The 22,256-nt window shown below is 54.6% G+C and carries 8 protein-coding genes; 7 read left to right on the top strand and 1 reads right to left on the bottom strand.

Features of this window, described 5'->3' with window-relative positions:
* Positions 1–555 precede the first annotated feature (555 nt).
* The 4 genes from B156_RS0115255 to B156_RS0115240 all read left to right on the top strand — a co-directional run bounded on the left by B156_RS0115255 (position 556) and on the right by B156_RS0115240 (position 17,816).
* Positions 556–9,513, top strand: coding sequence for an Ig-like domain-containing protein (locus tag B156_RS0115255; protein ID WP_018620617.1), 8,958 nt, complete (start codon positions 556–558; stop codon positions 9,511–9,513).
* A 92-nt stretch (positions 9,514–9,605) separates the two neighbouring features.
* Positions 9,606–14,054 (top strand): Ig-like domain-containing protein, encoded by a 4,449-nt coding sequence (locus B156_RS29260; protein ID WP_018620616.1) that lies wholly within the window; start codon positions 9,606–9,608, stop codon positions 14,052–14,054.
* A 71-nt stretch (positions 14,055–14,125) separates the two neighbouring features.
* Positions 14,126–16,861, top strand: a complete 2,736-nt coding sequence (locus B156_RS0115245; protein ID WP_018620615.1) for an Ig-like domain-containing protein — start codon at positions 14,126–14,128, stop codon at positions 16,859–16,861.
* A 37-nt stretch (positions 16,862–16,898) separates the two neighbouring features.
* On the top strand, positions 16,899–17,816 hold the full coding sequence (locus tag B156_RS0115240) for a T9SS type A sorting domain-containing protein (protein WP_018620614.1): 918 nt from the start codon (positions 16,899–16,901) through the stop codon (positions 17,814–17,816).
* Positions 17,817–17,902: 86 nt separating this feature from the next.
* Here B156_RS0115240 and B156_RS0115235 read toward each other — a convergent pair whose 3' ends face one another.
* On the bottom strand, positions 17,903–18,679 hold the full coding sequence (locus B156_RS0115235; RefSeq protein ID WP_018620613.1) for a UDP-2,3-diacylglucosamine diphosphatase: 777 nt from the start codon (positions 18,677–18,679) through the stop codon (positions 17,903–17,905).
* A 135-nt stretch (positions 18,680–18,814) separates the two neighbouring features.
* On the opposite strand from B156_RS0115235, the gene B156_RS0115230 reads away from it, so the two are divergent.
* From B156_RS0115230 to B156_RS0115220, 3 genes are all read left to right on the top strand, one after another.
* Complete coding sequence (locus B156_RS0115230) at positions 18,815–20,242, top strand: OmpA family protein (RefSeq protein WP_018620612.1); 1,428 nt, start codon at positions 18,815–18,817, stop codon at positions 20,240–20,242.
* 75 nt (positions 20,243–20,317) lie between these two features.
* Entirely contained in the window at positions 20,318–21,115 is a 798-nt protein-coding gene (locus B156_RS0115225) for a hypothetical protein (RefSeq protein ID WP_018620611.1), read from the top strand.
* A gap of 173 nt (positions 21,116–21,288) precedes the next feature.
* Complete coding sequence (locus tag B156_RS0115220) at positions 21,289–22,191, top strand: Nif3-like dinuclear metal center hexameric protein (protein ID WP_018620610.1); 903 nt, start codon at positions 21,289–21,291, stop codon at positions 22,189–22,191.
* The last annotated feature ends 65 nt before the right edge of the window (positions 22,192–22,256 follow it).

Below are 22,256 nucleotides of genomic sequence, written 5' to 3'. Positions count from 1 at the left end.
CGTTCCCTCCTCAAACTAAGCTATTAAATAAACATTTTGTAATCTCTTTTAACTTATAGTAGTCTATTGTGGCCATATATAATCTTTTCACCTACAATAACTATACTTTGGCATCAATCTTGTAAAAGCTCCCCCCATCTGTTAATTTTTCCCGGGAGCACAGCACCTCCCCCTTTCGTCCCCATAATCCTCCGTTCGTCCCCTATTCTGCGTTTACGTCAACGTTGTCGCAAGGTTGTTGCCTTACTGGTAACGGTAACACACACACCATAAAACAGGGTAAAATCAGGCTACAGGTTAGTCCTCAACACCAGTTTTATGGCGCTGACCCGGCCATTGTTGCTCAAGACAACCGTGTGCGTGTCGTGCTTACCAGTCAGGAAGGTTTATCCGTAATTATAACATCAATCTATGAATGTACCTGTTTACTCTAATTGTGTTGGTAGTGGTTATTCGCTGTTGTGCAGGGAATCAACCGTAAAACAGCCAGAAAGTGGGTGTACAGGCGGAAGGGCAATCCGACTCCTATCCACGTGGCTGTCCTATAGTATATTGATGCTGTTGTTGACCGGATTAGCGGTTGACTCAGCAGCACAGACGCTACCTTGTAGTTACCGAAATGTCATTACAACCAACTTTCCGTCGGCGGCAGTTGTTCCGGCCCGCACGCTTAGCGTAGCGGCCACTGGCGTTGGTGCCGGTAACGGAGCAGGGGCTACAAACACTGCCAACGTGCCCGATGCCAACCTGACTAACTTCGGAACGATTGCAACAGCAGCAGCCGGTACGCTGGGTAATAGCGGTTATGGACAAATATCCGTAGGAGCCAGCACTACGTTCAGTGCCGGCTCTACGGCAGGATACGTACTGGGAACCAGTACCCTGGCAGCCAATACCTTAGCGACCTCTATTACCGTTTATACCTATCTGGCGGGTGCGTTGCGGGAAACCGCCACATCAACGACAAACCTGGTTGAATATACCGCTTTGGCAGGAGCTGGAAGGCGGGTATTTGGCTTTGTAACGACTCTATCTTTTGATGAAATAGCCGTCCGGGTCAACAATAACTCCAACAGTACGACCCAGATCTACTACCCGTTTGTACAGTACCCTGATCTGGCCGTTTCGGCTACGGTGACCAACGCCAGCGGCTTAACCACCACCGACGGAGCCGTGAACCTGACCGTTGATGGAGGCCGCCCGGCGTACACCTATGTATGGACCAAAAATGGGGCACCCATTGCCAACACGACCCAAAATCTGTCGAACGTAACCACGGGGACTTACTCCGCTACCGTAACGGATGCCAATGGGTGTAGTGCGCCCGTTAGTGCTACAGTAGGCGTGCAAACAGCTCCCTGTCCGATACCGGGCCAAAATGGCTTTACGAAATTTTCCTTTGCCACCGCGCCCACCTCCACAACCACATCGGCTACGAATCCGGTTGGCCTCAAAGCCCGTTACCCTAACGTGGCGACGATTAATGGTCAGGTGGTGGACGTAATCGGTGAGGTTCTCACCTACTCGACTGGTCAATACCTGACTGTCAATACGACAGTGTATCCAAGATTCGATAATTTTGTTAACACGACGGGGGGGGTTACGACGAATTTAGCCCGGTTTGGCGTTGCATCCGCCACGGGCGCTACATCAGTGACCGCCACGGTGAAATGGTCCGTCGTAAGAACGGGCACCAACACCCCGTTTGTTATTCAGGGGTCGTTCACCGTTGGGGACATTGATTTTGATGCGGCTACCGGCATAACGGAAACGGTCACCGCCAATAAGGCCGATTTATACTCCTATAAGCTCAGCGGCCCAAACTCAACCACCCCCACCAGCATTTCGGTTACCAATACAGCCAATGCTATTCGTTTTCAGGGAACCCAAGCTCAGGCGGGATTCGCAGGAACGGATCCAAGGTATGCCGTAGGCCTTGCCTACGTAGGCGTTTCATCGTTCCAGGTAACCTACTCGATGAATAAAACCACTGGCAATGCGAACACGGCTAACTTTCCGCTGGATGGAGAAGGGGGTATTGTGTTCGTCGATCCTGTTACCTGCGTGGCTGTACTGGACACCGATGGTGATGGCATTGCCAACGCCAATGATATCGACGACGATAATGACGGCATTCTGGACACGACCGAAGGCGGAGATCTACTTGACTCGGATGGCGATGGCATCCCAAACTCCCTCGACCTGGACTCGGATGGCGATGGTATTCCCGACAACATTGAAGCCCAAACGACGGCGGGCTACATAGCGCCGGGTGCCATTACGGCAGTCAATGCAGTAGGGTTACCGCTGGCCTATACCGCCACCAACGGCCTAACACCCGTCAACACCGACGGAGCCGACAACCCGGATTACCTGGATTTGGATAGTGACAACGATACAAAACTGGATACCGCCGAAGCAGGGCTTACCCTGACGGGCACCGATACGGATGGCGATGGTCTTGATAATGGTGCTGATGCCAATAACGCAGCGTTTGGCCCTGTCAATGCCAACAAAAACCCGCCACTAACGTCCTATCCAAACAATGGAATACAGGTTAACTGGCGCATAAAAGAAGGGTCCTTCACCTACGGCAACTGCGCCACCGCTACCTTGAATGGCACCTTTACACTCGGTACGGCCTCAACGGGTACCCTAACCATTCCGATTACCACCACCCGCGACGGGCAAGTCGTTATAGCCTCGGTAACGGGAGCCGGTTTTGCTTCGATACCGGCTTCCTACACAACCAACCTGTCGCCGGGGCAAACCTCGCTCTCCATCCCCATTTCCTACGACGGTTCAGGTCCAACGGGTGCTCGCTCTCTATCGGTATCCTCCCCACAGGGAACGGGTAGCTGCCCCCCATCGGTAACCGTCACCGCCCTAGTTACCGCAAACCCCGATGCGGGTACGGTTAGCGCGGGCACCGGCGGAGTAGCCGTAACGGACGTGCGCACCAATGATGTAGTCAATGGTGTAGCCTCCACCTCGGCCAACTCAACCCTAAGCGTGGTCAGCACCTCGCCGGGCATCACCCTGAACACCACCACGGGTAGCGTGAGTGTGGCCCAGGGCACCACACCCGGCAGCTACACCCTCGTTTACCAGTTGTGCGATAGGCTCACCACCCCGACCTGTACCACCGGACTGGCCACCATCAGCGTTACGCCAAGCATAGCCGCTAACACGGATTCAGGAACGGCCAGCGCGGGTACGGGTGGTACCGCCGTGACGGACGTCAGAACCAATGATGTGGTCAACGGACAACCCGCTACCTCGGCGAACTCGTCCCTGAGTCTGGTCAGCACGACGGTGGGCATCACCCTCAACACCACTACCGGTGGTGTGAGTGTGGCCCAGGGTACGGCACCCGGCAGCTACACCCTCGTTTATCAACTGTGCAGCACCCTGGGGTCAACTACCTGTACTACCAGCTTCGCCAGTATTACCGTTGCCCCCAGCGTAACAACGAATCCCGATGCCGGTACGATCAGTTCGGCCACGGGTGGAACGGCCATAGCCGATGTTCGGGCCAATGACCTGGTAAACGGAGCCCTGCCCACCACGGCAAACGCTACGCTGACCCTGATCAGCAGTCAGAATGCGGGTATAACCCTGAATACGGTTACCGGGTCAGTGAGCGTAGTGGCTGGCACCACCCCCGGCAGTTACACACTGAGTTATCAACTCTGCGACAAGTTAACCCCCACCACCTGTAGCACGGCTCTGGCCACCATCACCGTTACACCCAGTCTGACTGCCAACACGGATTCAGGAACGGTCAGTTCGGGTACGGGTGGCATCGCCGTGGCCAACGTCAGAACCAACGATGTGGTCAATAGTCAACCCGCCACCTCCGCCAACTCAAGTCTGAGTCTGGTTAGCAGCCAGAACCCAGGCATCACGCTGAACACCACAACGGGTAGTGTGAGTGTGGCCATCGGCACCACCCCCGGCAGTTACACGCTGACTTATCAGTTGTGCAGCACCCTGGGCTCAACCACCTGTACTACGGGTCTGGTTAATGTTACCGTCACGCCCAGTGTAACGGCCTCTCCCGATGCGGGTACAGCCCTGGCATCGGGTGGCACGGCCATTGCCAACGTCACGACGAATGATGTTGTGAACGGGGTAACGCCCATCCTGAGCGGTGGGGGTGCCAATGCCACCCTGACGACGGTAAGCACCGTACCCGGCATCACGCTGAACGCCACCACCGGCAGTGTGAGTGTAGCCGCCGGGACGTCACCAGGTTCCTACACGCTCGTTTACCAGATTTGCACCATCGCTACCCCGGTCGTTTGTACCACCACGACCGCTGCGGTAACGGTGTTTGGACCCGATCTGACCATTGCCATTGGCCAGCCTACTCCCGGCCTGCTGGTTGGTCAAACCAGTAGCCTGCCCGTGATAGTGAGCAATATTGGTACTGTTCCGACACAAGGACCCGTGAGTTTTACCCTGAGCATCCCCGCCAGCGTATCAGCTTCAGCTACGTTCACCAGCAACGGCTTTACCTGCGCCACTTCGGGCACACTCGTATCCTGTAATTCGTCGGCTACCATTACCAATGGGGCCAGCACTACAGTTCAGGTACCCATTACACCCCTGGCGGCTTCGACCGGTACCAGCCCTACTATCTCGGCAACTGTTGCGACGGCGAATGAAAGTAACCTGAACAACAACACAACCACAACTACGATAGGACCAGTGGCAGCTCCTGATCTGACGATTCTGATTGGTCAGGCATCACCGGCCCTTGCGGTGGGGCAAGCCAGTATTGTTCCCATAACGGTTAGCAACATTGGCACCGCTTCCACCGCAGGGCTGGTGAGTTTCACGCTCAGTGTTCCCGCCAGCGTTACCGTTCCCGCTACGTTTACCAGCAATGGCTTCGGTTGCGTTACCTCGGGTACGTTAGTAAGCTGTAGTTCGTCGGCCACCCTTACCAATGGTGCCAGCACAACGGTTCAGGTACCCATTACACCTCTGCCAACCGCGGCCGGTACCAGCCCACTACTCTCGGCTACCGTAGCCGTAGCCAACGAGGGAAATACAAATAACAATATAGCCTCCACCATAGTCACGCCAGCCGTTGTAGCCCCGGACCTGACCATATCCATTAGCCAGCCCTCGCCGGTGCTGACGCTTGGTTTGACCAGTACGGTGTCGGTTTTCGTGAGTAACATTGGCACTGCTCCTACCGCAGGGCCGGTGAGCTTTACCCTGAGTATTCCGGCCAGTACCACGGCTCCGGCCAATTTTACCAGTAACGGCTTTGGCTGCGTCACATCAGGCACACTGGTGAACTGTAGTTCGTCGGCCACGATTGGTAATGGCGGAAACGTGACGGTGTCTGTACCCGTTACGACAACGGCTATTGCGGTCAATCCGGTTTTCTCGGCTACGGTAATAACGGCCAACGAAAGTAATCCGAACAATAACACCGCTACCGTTACAGCGAGTGCGGTTATTGCACCCGATCTGACCGTTTCCATCAGCCAGCCTTCGCCAGTATTAGTAGCGGGCCAGACAAGCAGTGTACCGGTCACGATCAGCAACATTGGCACCGCCAACACGCTGGGGCCGGTCAGTTTTACGCTGAGCATCCCGGCGACTATTACGGCTGCATCGACTTTTACCAGCAATGGCTTTACCTGCGCCACCTCGGGCACGCTGGTTAGTTGTAGTTCTTCCGCTGCAATTGCCAACGGAATGAGTACCACACTGGCTATTCCCATCACGCCCCTAAATGCGGCCGTGGGCACCAGTCCGGTACTATCAGGCACAGTAGCCACCACCGGAGAAAGCAATGCCAACAACAATACGGCAGTGACCACCGTAACAACCCCGGTTGCCGGTCAGCCCGATCTGGTTGTGGCCATCGGTCAGCCCAGTCCGAATCTGGTGGTTGGTCAGGTAAGCGCGGTGCCGGTTATCGTGAGTAACATTGGCACCGCCCCCACCGCAGGGCCGGTGAGCCTGACTCTGAGTATCCCAGCCAACGTAACGGCATCGGCTACGTTCACCAGCAACGGCTTTACCTGTGCTACCTCGGGTACACTGGTGTCCTGCAGCAACCCAACAATCGTTACGAATGGTACCAGCACCACGATCTTGGTACCCATCACGCCACTAGCCGCGTCGACGGGTACCAACCTGGTTCTGTCAGCAACCGTAGCGACGGGTAACGAGAGTAATCCGAATAATAACACGGCTACCACAACCGTCACCATCCCGGTGGTAGCCCCCGACCTGATCATCGCGATTGGCCAGCCCAGTCCAAATCTGGTCGTTGGTCAAACCAGCAGCCTGCCGGTTAGCCTGAGCAATATTGGAACGGCCCCCACATCGGGACTGGTGAGCTTCACGCTCAGCCTTCCGGCTAGTATGACGGTATCGGCTACCTTCACGAACAACGGCTTTGGCTGCGTCACATCAGGCACACTGGTGAGCTGTAGTTCGTCGGCCACCCTTACCAACGGTGCCAGCACGACCGTATTGGTACCAATCACTCCCCTAACGGCATTGGCCAGTACCACCCAGGTTGTATCGGCTACGGTAGCGACGGTGAATGAGAGTAATGTTACCAACAACACGGCTACCACTTCGATAACAATCAGTGCGAGTCTTGTGGCAACTGCCGACAACGGAACGGCCAGCGCGGGTACGGGTGGCACCGCCGTGGCCAACGTCAGAACCAACGATGTAGTCAATGGCGAAGCAGCCACTTCTGTCAACTCCACGCTGAGTCTGGTCAGCAGCCAGAACCCAGGCATCACGCTGAACACCACTACCGGCAGTGTGAGCGTGGCCCAGGGCACGGCACCCGGCAGTTACACACTGGCCTACCAGCTCTGCGATAAACTTACACCAACTACCTGTACCACCGGGCTGGCCACTATTACGGTGACGGCCAGTGTCACGGCCGGTCCTGACTCAGGCACTGCCAGCGCAGGAACCGGTGGTAACGCCGTGGCCGATGTTCGTACTAACGATTTGGTTAACGGGGTTACGTCTACGTCCGTCAACTCCACGCTGAGTCTGGTTAGCACCTCGGCGGGCATCACGCTGAACACCACTACCGGCAGTGTGAGCGTGGCCCAGGGCACGGTACCCGGCAGTTACACACTGACCTACCAGCTCTGCGATAAACTTACACCGACTACCTGTACCACCGGGCTGGCCACTATTACGGTGACGGCCAGTGTCACGGCCGGTCCTGACTCGGGTACTGTCAGCGCAGGAACCGGTGGTAATGCCGTGGCCGATGTTCGCACCAATGATCTGGTCAATGGCGTGGCTCCTGCGTCGGGCAACTCCATCCTGTACCTGGTCAATAGCCAGGACCCGGGCATTAGCCTGAACACCACCACGGGTAGTGTGAGCGTAGCCATCGGTACCACACCCGGCAGCTATACCCTGGTCTACCAGTTGTGCGATAACCTTACTACCCCGACCTGCACCACCGGGCTGATTGACATCACGGTCACGCCAAGCATAGCCGCTTTGCCCGATGCCGGTACAGCCATCATAGGACCGGGCAGCATCGCCGTAACGGACGTACGTACCAACGATTTGGTCAATGGCGCGTTGCCGACGACGGCGAACTCGTCCCTGAGTCTGGTCAGTACCTCGGCGGGCATCACGCTGAACACTACAACGGGTAGTGTGAGTGTGGCGCAGGGCACCGCACCGGGCAGTTACACCCTCGTTTATCAGTTATGCAGTACCCTGGGGTCAACCATCTGTACCACCAGCTTCGCCAGTATAACGGTAACAGGCAACCCACCCGTAGCAACGTCTGACATTGCCGACACCCGCATCAACACCCCCGTTTCCGGCAATGTGCTTACGAATGACAGGGATCCACAGGGACTACCGCTAACGGCTTCGTTGCTCACACCACCCGCCGATGGAACAGTAGTAATTAATCCCGACGGTAGTTACACCTATACCCCGCCCGCTAATTTTACCGGTACGGCTAGTTTCTGCTACAGTATTTCCAATGTGGGCGGATTGAGTAGCTCAGCCTGCGTCGGTGTAAACATTTCCCCGAATGCTATTCTGGGTAACAATGCGCCGATAGCCAACAACGACAATACAAAAACGACGCAGGATACCCCTATAACCATTGTAATACTGGCTAATGACAGCGACCCTGATTCGGCAACGAGTCTGGCCGGACAGTTGACGAACCCGGTTATCCTGAGTCAGCCTGCCCAGGGTACGGTGGTTGTCAACGCGAATGGGAGCGTGACGTATACCCCACCAGCCAACTTCACCGGTGTGGTCAGTTTCCCTTACCAGGTATGTGATAAAGCATCGCCAGCCCTGTGTACTACAGCAACCGTGAGCGTCAACGTACAGCCAACCCCACCGGTAGGAATTACCCAATCGCCCACAGCCGTAGACGATGGATTAATCACGAAACGAAACACGTCCAAAACGGGGAACGTCTCGCTCAATGACAGTGATCCACAAGGTCTGGCATTGACCTATTCAACTGGCCAGCCCGGCAGCGGCACCGTCGTGATGTCGCCAGCAGGCAGCTATACGTACACGCCTGCTGCTGGTTTCAGTGGCCCAACCAGCTTCACGTATTCGGCGTGTAACAGTGCCGGCAACTGTGCGCAGGCAACAACAACGGTGCTGGTACAGGCACCGGCACCGCTCATATCCCTGTTACCGCAGGTGTACTTACAGGGTGCGCTGTTCGGTGTCACATCGCCGAACGTGCTGATGCGCGATGACCTGCGGTCGAAAGGACATATACCACTGACTCATCCTTACGGGTACCTGACACCCATTACGGCCACGGCTGCGATGAACCCCAGCGTAACGGCCGTGACCGGCCCCAATGCCATTGCAGACTGGGTGTTCGTTGAACTGCGTGATTCGTTCAATCCGTCGATTGTGGTCGACAGCCGGGCGGCTCTACTCCAGCGCGATGGTGACATTGTGGATGTGGACGGTGTTTCGCCGGTACAGTTCGGGCAGGTTAATCCGGGTAGTTATTACGTAGCCGTGCGGCACCGCAACCACCTGGGGGTAATGAGCCTGAACGCGCTGCCGATGTCAGCAACCACCACTACCGTGGATTTCCGTAACCCCAACACCCCTACTTTCACGTACACCGGTATCACCAGTTACACACAGGCGGCCATCAATCAGTCGCAGGTGATCGTGCAACAGGGCGTGGCGATGTGGGCGGGTAACGCCAACCTCGATAATGCCAGCAGTACACCCCATAACTCGATATTTTTTCAGGGTACGAACAACGATGTGAACGCCATTTATGGTCAGGTTATCGACCCTAACATCAACACGCTGGCGAGCCCCATCTTCAAACTGAGGGGCTATTATTCGGGCGATGTGAACATGAACGGAGAAGTAATTTTCCAGGGTACGGGCAACGATACCGAGTTTATTTATCAGAATGTGATTAACAACCACCCTGGTAACGTACTGAAACTCCCCTTCTTCACCATCCGCGAACAACTGCCTTAATTTTCTTACCAGTACCTGGGGGCTGAAATAACAGCTCCCAGGCCAATTAACCACCTCTAACAACCTATTAAGTCACCTCTATCTAATTACTTATGAAACACGTATTACCTCATGTATGCTGGATTATCCTGCTCCTGGGAAGTCATTACAGTTTTGGGCAGAAAGCGGCCCTCACGGTGAATTATCAACTTACCTACGATGCAACCACAGGCCGGTATATTGCCTGGGTTGTTCCGAACTACAGTACCCCGAACGCACTGAACACCAGTTCAACCGAGAAGGGAAGCACCGCCCAGTTTACCGTCAAAGTACCGGCTTCGTTCTCGATCACCAACGTCCAGGACATTACGGGTACCTGGGAAAAGGCACCAATACGACTGGGCCCTAACGACCAGACGTATACCACTCCGCTGGACCCAAACTACAGTTACTTCGTGATTGGCAAATCCCCCAACGAATCAGATTATGGCACCTTCAACACCGGTGTCCCTGTCCCTCTGTTCTCATTTGCGGGCAATGGCTGTTTCGGTGAAGCCAGTGTACTTCCACCGGGGGATCCGTTTATTGATGCTGCCGATACAGATCAGAATCTGAACGTGGACAACAACTTTTATTCCCGTTCGGGTACCCCTCCGGGCGGCAACCAGACACCCCTCGAACAGTTTAACGCCGTGACAGGATCAGCCGCTCAATGCGCCACCCTGCTGGCTACGGGCGATACGCAAATCCTTACCGCCAATATCCCTGCCAGTATAAGTGTACTGGCCAACGATACGTACAACGGCCAGCCCGCCAGCTCGACCAACGTAACGGTAACCGTGACCACCCCACCCGCTACGGGTACGGCTACGGTGAATGCCAACGGCACCATTGGTTTCACCCCTGCTCCCGGATTTTCAGGGCCTGTTTCCTTTACCTACACCATCTGCGCACCCAGTCAAACAACCATTTGCTCTTCAGCACCGGTAAACCTGACCGTGAATGCGGTAGTGATAGCCGTTCCCGACCAGAACACGACTGCATCGGGAAGCCCCGTTACAACCACCGTGCTGGCCAACGATACCCGCAATGGCCTGCCTGCCAGCACCACTAACGTCACCGTTTCCCTGGTTAGTCAGCCGGCCAATGGGGCTGCCGTGCTGAATGTCAACGGTACCATAACCTACACTCCGGCAGTAGGCTTCTCGGGTGTCAACTCGTTTAGTTACACCATATGCGACATTGCCCAACCCGGCATCTGCTCAACCACAACCACCTCCATTACGGTGATTAGTACCGTACAGGCTAACCCCGACAGCCAGACCCTGACGGCGGGCATTGCCACAACGGTTCCGGTATTGACCAACGACCTGCGCAATGGCCAGCCCGCCAGCGCTACCAACGTAACGGTAACTGTGACCACCCCACCCACCACGGGCACGGCTACGGTAAATGCCAACGGTACCATCGGCTACACCCCCGCTCCCGGATTTTCAGGGCCTGTTTCCTTTACCTATACCATCTGCGACATCAGCCAGCCGACTGTCTGCTCGACAACACCGGTCAGTCTGACCGTAAACGCAGTGGTGGTAGCCAGCCCCGACCAGAACACGACCGAAGCGGGAAGCCCCGTTACAACCACCGTGCTGGCCAACGACACCCGCAATGGGCAACCGGCCAGCCTCACCAACGTCACCGTTTCCCTGGCCAGTCAGCCTGCCAACGGTACGGCCGTGCTAAATGCGAATGGTACCGTGACCTACACCCCTGCGATAGGCTTCTCCGGGGTTAATTCCTTCAGTTACACCATCTGCGACATCGCCCAACCCGGCATCTGCTCAACCACAACCACCTCCATTACGGTGATTAGTACCGTACAGGCTAACCCCGACAGCCAGACCCTAACGGCGGGCATTGCCACAACGGTTCCGGTATTGACCAACGACCTGCGCAATGGCCAGCCCGCCAGCGCTACCAACGTAACGGTAACCGTGACTACCCCACCCGCTACGGGTACGGCTACGGTGAATGCCAACGGTACCATCGGCTACACCCCCGCTCCGGGTTATTCAGGCCCCGTTTCGTTCATTTATACCATCTGCGACATCAGCCAGCCGACTGTCTGCTCGACAGCACCGGTCGGCCTGACCGTTATTTCGGTGATCATCGCCAATCCCGACCAGAATACAACCGCATCGGGCACTCCCGTTACAACCACCATTCTGGCTAACGATACCCGCAATGGTCTGCCTGCCAGCACCACTAACGTTATCGTTTCCCTGGCCAGTCAGCCTGCCAACGGTACGGCCGTGCTAAATGCGAATGGTACCGTGACCTACACCCCTGCGATAGGCTTCTCTGGTGTCAACTCATTCAATTACACTATTTGTAGCATCAACCAACCCGGCGTCTGTTCAACGACACCCGTCTCCATTACGGTAGCACCAAGTCGCCCGGTTGCGGTGAACGACCTGAACCAGACGGCAAAAAACATTCCGGTATCCGGGAGTCTGCGCACCAATGATTCGGAGCCTGCCGGACTGGCACTAACGGTAGTGACTACACCCATTACCGGACCAACGAATGGTACGGTAGTGATCCAGGCTAGTGGTAGCTATACCTACACTCCGGCCGCTAACTTTGTGGGTATCGATTCGTTTGTGTATCAGATTTGTAACACGGCCGCCCAGTGTACTACGGCTCTGGCCACTATCAGAATCCGCGACAACGCGCCAAACGCCAATGATGCGCCTATCGCTCAGAACGACCTGACCGCTACCACACCCAATACACCGGTTATTATTGCGGTTAAAGCGAACGACAGCGACCCCGATGGTCAGCCGCTGGGTCAGCCAATCGTTGTCAGCTCTCCCACAAATGGAAACCTGACCCTGAATCTGGATGGTACAATTACGTACACCCCGGTCAGCAGTTTCACGGGTGTCGATTCCTTCGTGTATCAGGTGTGCGATAATGGTAGTCCGATCCTGTGCGATCAGGCAACGGTAACCATAACGGTACGGGCTAATCCAGCCGTCAATCAAACCCTTGCGTATGATGACGCTTACAGTACATTCATCAACGTTCCGGTAAGTGGCAATGTACTGACCAACGATCAGGACCTCGAAGGAAACACCCAGACGGTTACGACTACGCCTATTGTTGGCCCCAGCAATGGTTCACTGACGCTGACATCGACCGGTAGTTTCACCTACACACCCGTCAACAGTTTCACCGGTACCGACTCGTATGTGTACCGGGTATGCGACAACGGTGCCGGTCCGGCCTGTACGACTGCCACAGTCTACATCACCGTATTCCCACCGAATGGTGCTGTCGATCTGAGCGTTGTCATCAGTCAGCCAACGCCGAGCCTGACGGCAACCCTGGGTAGCACATTACCTATCTCCGTCAACAACATCGGCACGGGTAATTACGCGGGTCCGGTATCGGTTACGCTCACGTTGCCCGCCAACGTATCCGTTGCGGCAGGCTTCACCACGTCTAATGGTTTCACCTGTTCGGTAAGTGGTCAGCTCGTTACCTGTGTCAAGTCGGTATCGCTGGCTACGGCTACGAGCGAAACCCTGGCGGTATCGATTGTTCCGAATGCCCCGACGGCCAACCTGCCCCTCACGTTCACGGCGGTCACGGCTATTCCGGTGGGTGATGGTACCCCGGCCAACAATACAACGTCCCTGACTACCCCATCTGTGGCCCCGGCTCCATTGATCTCCTTATTGCCCCAGGTGTATTTGCAGGGTGCGCTGTTTGGCGTCACATTGCCGAATGTGCTGATGCGCGACGACCTGCGGTCGAAAGGATTTTTACCACTGTCTCATCCGTATGCTTCCCTGAACCCCATCACGGCCACGGCTGCGATGAACCCCAGCGTAACAGCCGTGACCGGCTCGAACGCCATTGTCGACTGGGTATTCGTGGAGCTACGGAGCGCCAATGGTACAACCATCGTGGATAGCCGGGCTGCCCTGCTTCAGCGCGATGGTGACATTGTAGATGTCGATGGTACGTCTGCCGTGGTATTCAGTCTGGCATTACCCGGAAACTATTTCGTGGCCGTGCGGCACCGCAACCACCTGGGTGTGATGAGCCGAGCCACTTTACCACTGTCATCAACGACTACTACCGTAGATTTCCGCAACACCGGCACGCCCACCTATACCTACACTGGTACCAATAGCTATACGCAGGCGGTTACCAATCAGGCACAGGTAATTGTGCAGCAGGGTGTGGCCATGTGGGCGGGTAATTCCAACATCGATAATGCCAGCAGTACCCCCCACAACTCCGTGATTTTCCAGGGTACGAACAATGATATAAATACCATTTATAATCAGGTTATCAACCCTGGCTTCAATGCCCTGGCGAGCCCATTCTTCAAACTGAGGGGCTATTATACGGGCGATGTGAACATGAACGGAGACACCATTTTCCAGGGTACAGGGAATGACGTGGAGTTCATTTATCAGAACATCATCAATAACCATCCCGGGAATAGCCTGAAAGCACCCTTCTTTATTATTCGCGAACAACTGCCTTAGCGCTGGTGGGCCGGGCATTGCTTGCCCGGCCCACTTTATCAAATGGATTTCAGACAAAACAACGTAAAGCAATGAAACGATTTTTACGAGTGACGATATGGGGGTGTCTGTTGCTGACGGGATGGGCCGGTTTTGCCCAGCAGTCGACAAATGCAGTGGATTTTCTACTTACGTATGAGGCAAGTAGTACGCTCTATACAGCCTGGGTAGTACCCCGCTACAACGTACCCAACGCGAATAATACAGGGCAGGTTGAGAAAGGTGGTACGGCCCAGTTTACCATCAAAGTACCCGCCACCTTTACCATATCGGCTATCACGGATGCTGTTGGCGTGTGGGAAAAAACGCCACTTCGGCTGGGACCCGGAAACCTTGGACAGGACTGGTCGGGATCGGGACTTGACCCTGCTGTGAACTATTACGTCATCGGAAAATCGCCTGGTGAAGCCACCTACGGAAGCTTTTTATCAGGTACGCCTGTTCGTCTGTTCACCTTCCGGGGAAACGGCTGTGTGGGACCTCTGGCTGTACTGGAGCCAGGAAATCCCTTCATTGCAGAGGCTGATCAACGCTATTCCCTCAACGTAGCGAACAGCTTTTATTCCCTCTCCGGTACACCGGCAGGGGGTAACCAAACACCCGCTGAGCAATTCAAAACCGTAACGGGAAATCCGGCTCAGTGTGCCAGCCTGGTAGCTAACCCCGACGCCCTGACCCTGACGGCGGGCGTATCCACGACCGTTTCTGTACTGGCTAACGACTTTACCAACGGACAACCCGCCAGCACCACCAATGTAACGATAACCCTGACCACCCCACCCGCTACGGGTACGGCTACAGTGAATGCCAACGGCACCATCGGCTTTATTCCCGCTGCAGGCTTCACCGGGCCCGTTTCATTCACCTACACCATCTGCGACATCGCCCAGCCATCGGTCTGTGCTTCGGCTGCCGTTAGTCTAACAGTCAATCCGGTGCCGGCCGTGCTCACGGCTAACCCCGACGCCCTGACCCTCACCGCTGGGGTGACTACCACCATTCCCGTACTGGCCAATGATACCCGAAACGGACAACCCGCCAGTTCGACCAATGTAACGGTCACTCTGACCACCCTACCCGCTACGGGTACGGCCACGGTGAACGCCAACGGCACCATCAGCTTCATTCCCGCTGCGGGCTTCACCGGGCCCGTTTCATTCACCTACACCATCTGCGACATCGCCCAGACGTCAGTTTGTACTTCGGCTGCGGTTAGTCTGACGGTCAACCCGGTGCCGGCCGTGCTCACGGCTAACCCCGACGCCCTGACCCTCACCGCTGGAGTAGCCGCGACCATCCCCGTGCTGGTCAATGACTTTAACAACGGACAGCCCGCCAGCATCACCAACGTGACGGTAACCCTGACCACCCCACCCGCTACGGGTACGGCCACGGTGAACGCCAACGGCACCATCAGCTTCATTCCCGCTGCGGGCTTCACCGGGCCCGTTTCATTCACCTACACCATCTGCGACATCGCCCAGACGTCAGTTTGTACTTCGGCTGCGGTTAGTCTGACGGTCAACCCGGTGCCGGCCGTGCTCACGGCTAACCCCGATGCTCTGACCCTCACGGCCGGGGTGACCACGACCATTCCCGTGCTGGTTAATGACTTTAACAACGGACAGCCCGCCAACTCGACCAACGTGACCGTCACCCTGACCACCCCACCCGCTACGGGCACGGCCACGGTGAATGCCAATGGCACTATCGGCTTTATTCCCGCTGCGGGCTTCACCGGGCCTGTGTCCTTTACCTACACCATCTGCGACCTTATCCAGACGTCAGTTTGTGCCTCGGCTGCCGTTAATCTAACAGTCAATCCGGTGCCAGCCGTGCTCACGGCTAATCCCGACGCCCTGACCCTCACCGCTGGGGTGACTACCACCATTCCTGTGCTGGTTAATGACTTTAACAACGGCCAGCCCGCCAGCACCACCAACGTAACGGTAACCCTGACTACCCCACCCGCTACGGGTACGGCCACGGTGAATGCCAACGGCACCATCAACTTTATTCCCGCTGCGGGCTTCACCGGACCCGTTTCATTCACCTACACCATCTGCGACATCGCCCAGCCATTGGTCTGTGCTTCGGCATCTATCAGCCTGACGGTACAGGCGGTGCCGAATCAATCGGCCGACCTGCTGATTACTAAAAAAGTGAGCCAGTCCGGATCAGTAGTAGGCGATGTAGTGAGTTTCACGATTACCGTGCAGAACATGGGGCCGGGCAGTGCAGTCGGTGTAATCGTAACCGACACCCTGCTACGGAACAGTACCGTACAACTTCAGGGAACATCTACTCCATCGAAAGGGTCATTTAACTCCGCAACCGGCTTGTGGACCGTAGGCGATTTGACCGCCAATGAAACGGTTACGTTTGTGCTATCCGTCCGCCTTCTTTCCGAAGGAGTCCTCGTGAACGTAGCCAGTGTGACCGCTACCGGCAGTCAGGATCCCAATGAAACCAATAACCTGGCCTCGGCCTGTACCAGTGTACCGTACGTACTCTGTTCGGGCGAGTCGCTAACGGTGAGTGTACCCCGGGAGTACCTGAATGTACAGTGGTATCGCAATGGTGGTTCGGCCCCCGTATTTACCGGCAACACCGTAACCATTGACCTACCGGGAACTTACACGGTTTCGTCTTCGAACGGCAGTTGCCCCATTGCCGGCTGTTGCCCCATCGTTGTACAGCAGGGCGCCTGTTGCCCTCCCGACGCCTGTGTGCCATTCGTCATTAAAAAAACAAAATCCCGTATCTAACCACAAAGCAAATTCTCGTCTCTAATCGCAAAATTCCATGAAAAAATTCAGCATCAGTTTACTACTTTGGTTGAGCTTTGTAGTCGTTCAGGCCCAGGATATGCCCATACTTTCGTCGAACGAAGTGCGGTATATGATAACCCGCGAACCGGCAACGGGCGTATTCACGGCCTGGGTTGTGCCCAATTACTCCACTCCCAATGCCAACAATCCTGAATCGGAAGATTTTGGGGCCACGGCGCAGTTCTCGTTGAAAGTACCCAAAGATTTCGTGCTGACCAACGTACAGGACATCCGGGGTATCTGGGACAAAGCAGCCTATAAGCTAGCCACACCGGATGCTTTTGCACAAACCGGCGCCGATGCCAACTGGGCTTACTATGTGATCGGGAAAGCCCCTCAGGAAACGAATTACGGTTCTTTCACGGCGGGCAATCCGGTAGCATTATTCACTTTCCGGGGCACCGGGGGCGACCCTACCCAGGTAAACATCCTGTCGCCAGAGGATTCATTTGCTCAGTTTGCCGATCAGAAAATGGCCCTTAACGTGCGCAGTAGTTTTTACACGCGCTCCGGTCAGCGGTCCAGCATGACGGCCAAACCACTGGAGCAGATGAGTGGGGTAATCAGCCTGAAGAACGTATTGAAGGATAAACAGGAACAGATGGGCATTGCCGTCAATGCAGACGATGATCTGGCTCAGTTCTCAGTAATCGTATACCCCAACCCCACCACTGATGTGGTGCAGGTGACGTATTTCAGCCCCGACGATCAGGCGGCCGTATCGCTCGATGTACTGGATGCCAACAGTTTGGCCCGGCGCAACAGTGTGCAGCCTGCCAAAGCGGGTCTGAATACGGTTCAACTCAAAGTGGGTGACTTGCCGGGCGGTGTCTATTTTGTGCGGATGCTCATGCAGGGCAAGCCCGTCAACAAAAAAATAATCAAGCAGTAGCGTTTCTCAGTACGTGCATAAAAAAGACCGTTACCTGCCTGGCAGGTAACGGTCTTTTTTATGCCTGTTGGCTACCCGTACGTCCTTCACGACCACGTTTCCAGTCGCAACAGTTCACCATCGAAAACGCCGTACGTTTTGGCACTCACCCACTCACCCAGGTTTATGTACCGGCTGGTAGATGATACGGCTAAATCGAGGGGCAGGTGCCGGTGACCGAAAACGTAGTAATCGTGGTGCATTTGCGCTTCTACCTCGCGACAGTACTGCATGAGCCACTCACGGTCTTCGCCCAGGAAGTGCTCCTCTCCTTTTTTATTGTTGCTGATTCGGCTCCGCCGGGACCAGGCATGCGCCAGCCCGATGCCCATATCGGGATGAACGAGCCGAAACAGGCTATGGGCCAGTTTGCTCTCAAAAACCGTTTTCAGGCGTTTGTAAACAAAATCGCCGGGTCCGAGTCCGTCGCCGTGCCCAATCAGGAAGTGCTTGCTCCCTATCTCGTACCGGCGCGGCTCGCGGTAAACCGGAATGCCCATTTCCTGCGTGAAGTAGTCATTCATCCACATGTCGTGGTTGCCCGTAAAGAGAATTATCCGCGTACCGGCATCGGTTAGTTCAGCCAGTTTTCCCTGCAACCGGATAAAGCCTTTGGGCACGGCTTTTTTGTACTCGAACCAGAAATCAAAGACATCACCTACCAGAAAAATCACCCCGGCATCGGACCGGACAGCATCGAGCCAGGCCACTACGGCCCGCTCGCGTTCGCGGCTTTGATCGGGCGTGGGGGTACCCAAATGAAAATCGGACGCAAAATAAGCCTTTTGACCGGGGGCAAGCAGAATGGTTTCGATGGTGGACATGCTTGAAAAATTCGGTGGTAAAGGTACAAAACCCAGCGTATACGCCTATACCCTACCGTTCGCTCAAGATGTATTCAGACCGGTTGAATTCTTCCCTACTTTTCCACACTATCAGCAGCAACCTAGTTAACGCTTATGAAAAACCGCATAAATAAGACCCGTAGCTCTACCCTGCTACTATGCCTGACAACTCTTTTGGCACACGCTCAGGTACGCGTGAATGATCCGGGTCGGGTGGTAGAACGGAACGTTGAGTACCGGACCAATAGTAAAATTGATCAGGGTATCAATAAAGGGCTGGACAAAGTGGAGGAAGGTGTTATGGGCATATTCAAAAAGAAAAACAAAGCACAGCCAAATCAGAAGGACAGCCAGTCTACCAATAATAATGCAGATACCAACGGGAATACCGACAATTCCTCAACGGGTAGTTCACCCGCCCGGACCGGTAATGGCAACCAGTCGGCCAGTAACGAACCCGCTGACAATGATGTAAGTAAGACCAAAGTCCCGGCCACCCTGAAGTCTTACAGTAAATTCGATTTTGTGCCCGGTGAGAAAGTGATTGCCGTTGAGGATTTCATGCAGGATGCCATCGGCGATTTTCCGGACAAGTGGAATTCGACGGGTTCTGGCGAAATAGTAACCATCGACGCTCAGGCCGGACATTGGCTCATGTTCAACAAAAAGGGCGAATACCTGCCTGAATTCATCAAGAGTCTGCCGGATAATTTCACGCTCCAGTTCGATCTGGCAGCCAATGAAACATTCAGTTTTTATTCGTCCTATTTATGGGTTAATCTGGTTACTATGGTAAATCCGGCTAAAGATTTCGCTAAATGGGGGCGTTTCCCTACTCCAACCGAAGGAGTACGCGTGGGTTTACATCCGCAAAATGCCGGTGGTAATGAAGCTGGCCTGACCGAATTTATTACTTATGCGAAGGGCGACGAAGTCATGAAAAATGAAACCGATCTACCCGCTTTTTTTGCCCCGAAACGCAATGTGGCGCATGTGTCCATGTGGCGGCAGAAACAGCGGCTGCGGGTGTATGTAAACGAAACCAAAGTATGGGATATTCCCCGCGCTTTTCAGCCCGGCGTAACGTATAACGGCGTGGTGCTGTCCATGGGCGATACGCACAAATCCGAAGACCGTTATTACGTTAGTAACATCCGGCTGGCCGTTGGGGCACCGGATACCCGAAATAAACTCATAACCGAAGGAAAATTTGTAACCAACGGAATCCTGTTCGATATCAACTCCGACAAAATCAAACCTGAATCGTTCGGCACCCTGAAAGATATAGCCAGCGTCCTGTCCGAAAATGCAGATGTGAAGGTTCGCATCATTGGCCATACCGATTCCGACGGCGACGAGGCATCGAACATGGCCCTATCGAAAAAGCGGGCGGCTGCGGTGAAAACAGAACTAACAAACTCGTTCGGCATTAATGCCGGTCGCATGGAAACCGATGGTAAGGGTGAATCACAACCAGCCGTACCCAATACGTCAGCCGAAGGCAAGGCGAATAACCGACGGGTGGAATTTATTAAATTGTAGCGGGCGACAAAAACATACGGATAGTTAATCTGGTATGTAAGAAAACGCTAATTTTGGCTTTTCTTTAATTATATCATGAAAATCAAATCACTGATACTGGCTTTCCCCGTACTGTGTTTAGCCTGTAATAACCCAAGCACCCCTCAGGATCCCGCCAGTCAGACGGAGGCAAGCCCCATCATGGCCAGACGCGTGTCGGGGTTAAAAATGCTTACTCCGGATTTTAATTACGACCAGCCCTGCAACATTCTGGGTGAAGAGTACGTCCGCCAGATGTTCAACCTGGATGTAACCACCAGGCTGGAAGAAAGGCTTGAGAAAAATGGCTGTGATTTTGTCTGGGCGGGCAACAAAGTGGCGGTTTCATTTGGTGGCGATAAACCCTATACATCGGTGTACATTGCCGAATATATGTTCGACAAAATGTACCAGGGTAAGCACCAGTCAGCTGAATCAGAAGAAATAGATCCGGCTGCTCCAAAAGAAAACCCAATACAAACCACTACCAGTACCGGAGGGACCAACCCTAATGCCATCATCAGCACCGATGAGACGACAGAAAGCAATCTGGCAGAAACGGTAAATTCGACAACGGATGACAACCAGCCCAAGCACAGTGGTATATCGGCTGCTGCTCCGCCCCTAACGATGCCCGCCATTGGTTTGGCTACGGTGGAGGCTGTCCGGGAATTAGGCGACAAAGCTGTTTGGGACACCAGTAAAGGAACCCTGCATGTACTGTACAACAACCACATTATCAATGTAACGGTTGACACCAAAGCAAAACTGGAAGTACGGAAAGAGCACGCTATGAGTTTAGCAGAAGTACTCATTGATAAAATAGCGAAAGAAGAATATACACTCGTCTTGTAATAAAGCCGGGCCGGCAAAAAGGGAGTTAAGTTTGCGCTTAGCTCCCTTTTTTTTGTGCTCAAATTGAAGAGTACGCTAATAGGGCACCCCGGCAGCACGGTTTATAGCCTATGCATCAACAATTTCGCACCGGCTGCTTATCTTGGCCAGTTAAAAGCAGCTTACGTACGAACATGCAGGAACTTACCGGACGACGCGCCTTTGTGGGCGTCATGACCAAAGCCGCCGGGGCTTCATTACTAATGCCGCCCTTTGAACTAAGTGGGGAAACCAGAAGCCAACCACCTTCCGTTACGGTTGGCCAGGTCATTGACCTGATCCTGAAGTCGATTCCGAGTGCTCCATTCCCCAAAACGGTAGATACGCTAAAAGCAGGCAGTTTATCCCAAACTGTAACGGGTATTGTGTCCACCATGTTTGCTACAGCTGAGGTTGTTGAAAAAGCCATTGCTGCGGGAGCCAACTTTATTATTGCCCATGAGCCAACCTTTTATAATCATGCCGACGATACCGACTGGCTGCAAAACGATGATGTATTCCGGAACAAGCAGGCTTTGCTGACGAAGCACGGTATTGCAGTCTGGCGTTTTCATGATTACCTGCACGCGCACCGGCCCGATGGCGTACTGACCGGCTTGCTGACAACCTTAGACTGGGCGAAGTACGCCGACTCTGATAATCCGCACGTGCTTACCCTACGCGCTACGCCCCTGGGCCAGCTTATTGCCCACGCCAAAGACAGACTGGGCATTAAACTGGTGCGGGTAGTTGGCGACCCGGCGCAGTCCTGCCAGCGCATTTTGCTGATGCCGGGTGCCGCGGGCGGACGCAGCCAGATTACTGCCATCGAAAAGACCCAGCCTGACGTAATTTTCTGCGGAGAAGCCAGTGAGTGGGAAACGCCGGAGTACGTGCGGGATGCCCGCCGACAGGGCAAAAAGTTATCCTTAGTGATTCTGGGCCACATCATGAGCGAAGCGGCCGGCATGGAATGGGTCGTGTCCTGGCTGAAACCTCAGTTACCCGGTGTCAATATCACCTATATCTCCTCCGGCAATGAATTTACTTATTTGTAAAATCAGTGGTGTCTCGGTTATCGGCAGCATCCATACTGAACACGCATAGTTTTTACAACCAACTG

Origin of the sequence: Spirosoma luteum DSM 19990, from assembly GCF_000374065.1 — a bacterium.
Taxonomy (GTDB): Bacteria; Bacteroidota; Bacteroidia; order Cytophagales; family Spirosomataceae; genus Spirosoma; species Spirosoma luteum.
Note: the sequence above shows the minus strand (reverse complement) of the source record. Positions and strands in the feature narration are given on the sequence as shown.

Excerpts from the sequence above, each read along its gene's own strand:
- B156_RS0115235 (WP_018620613.1), bottom strand. The coding sequence starts at position 18,679 with ATGTCCACCATCGAAACCATTCTGCTTGCCCCCGGTCAAAAGGCTTAT.
- B156_RS0115240 (WP_018620614.1), top strand. The coding sequence starts at position 16,899 with ATGAAAAAATTCAGCATCAGTTTACTACTTTGGTTGAGCTTTGTAGTC.
- B156_RS29260 (WP_018620616.1), top strand. The coding sequence starts at position 9,606 with ATGAAACACGTATTACCTCATGTATGCTGGATTATCCTGCTCCTGGGA.
- B156_RS0115230 (WP_018620612.1), top strand. The coding sequence starts at position 18,815 with ATGAAAAACCGCATAAATAAGACCCGTAGCTCTACCCTGCTACTATGC.
- B156_RS0115225 (WP_018620611.1), top strand. The coding sequence starts at position 20,318 with ATGAAAATCAAATCACTGATACTGGCTTTCCCCGTACTGTGTTTAGCC.
- B156_RS0115220 (WP_018620610.1), top strand. The coding sequence starts at position 21,289 with ATGCAGGAACTTACCGGACGACGCGCCTTTGTGGGCGTCATGACCAAA.
- B156_RS0115245 (WP_018620615.1), top strand. The coding sequence starts at position 14,126 with ATGAAACGATTTTTACGAGTGACGATATGGGGGTGTCTGTTGCTGACG.
- B156_RS0115255 (WP_018620617.1), top strand. The coding sequence starts at position 556 with ATGCTGTTGTTGACCGGATTAGCGGTTGACTCAGCAGCACAGACGCTA.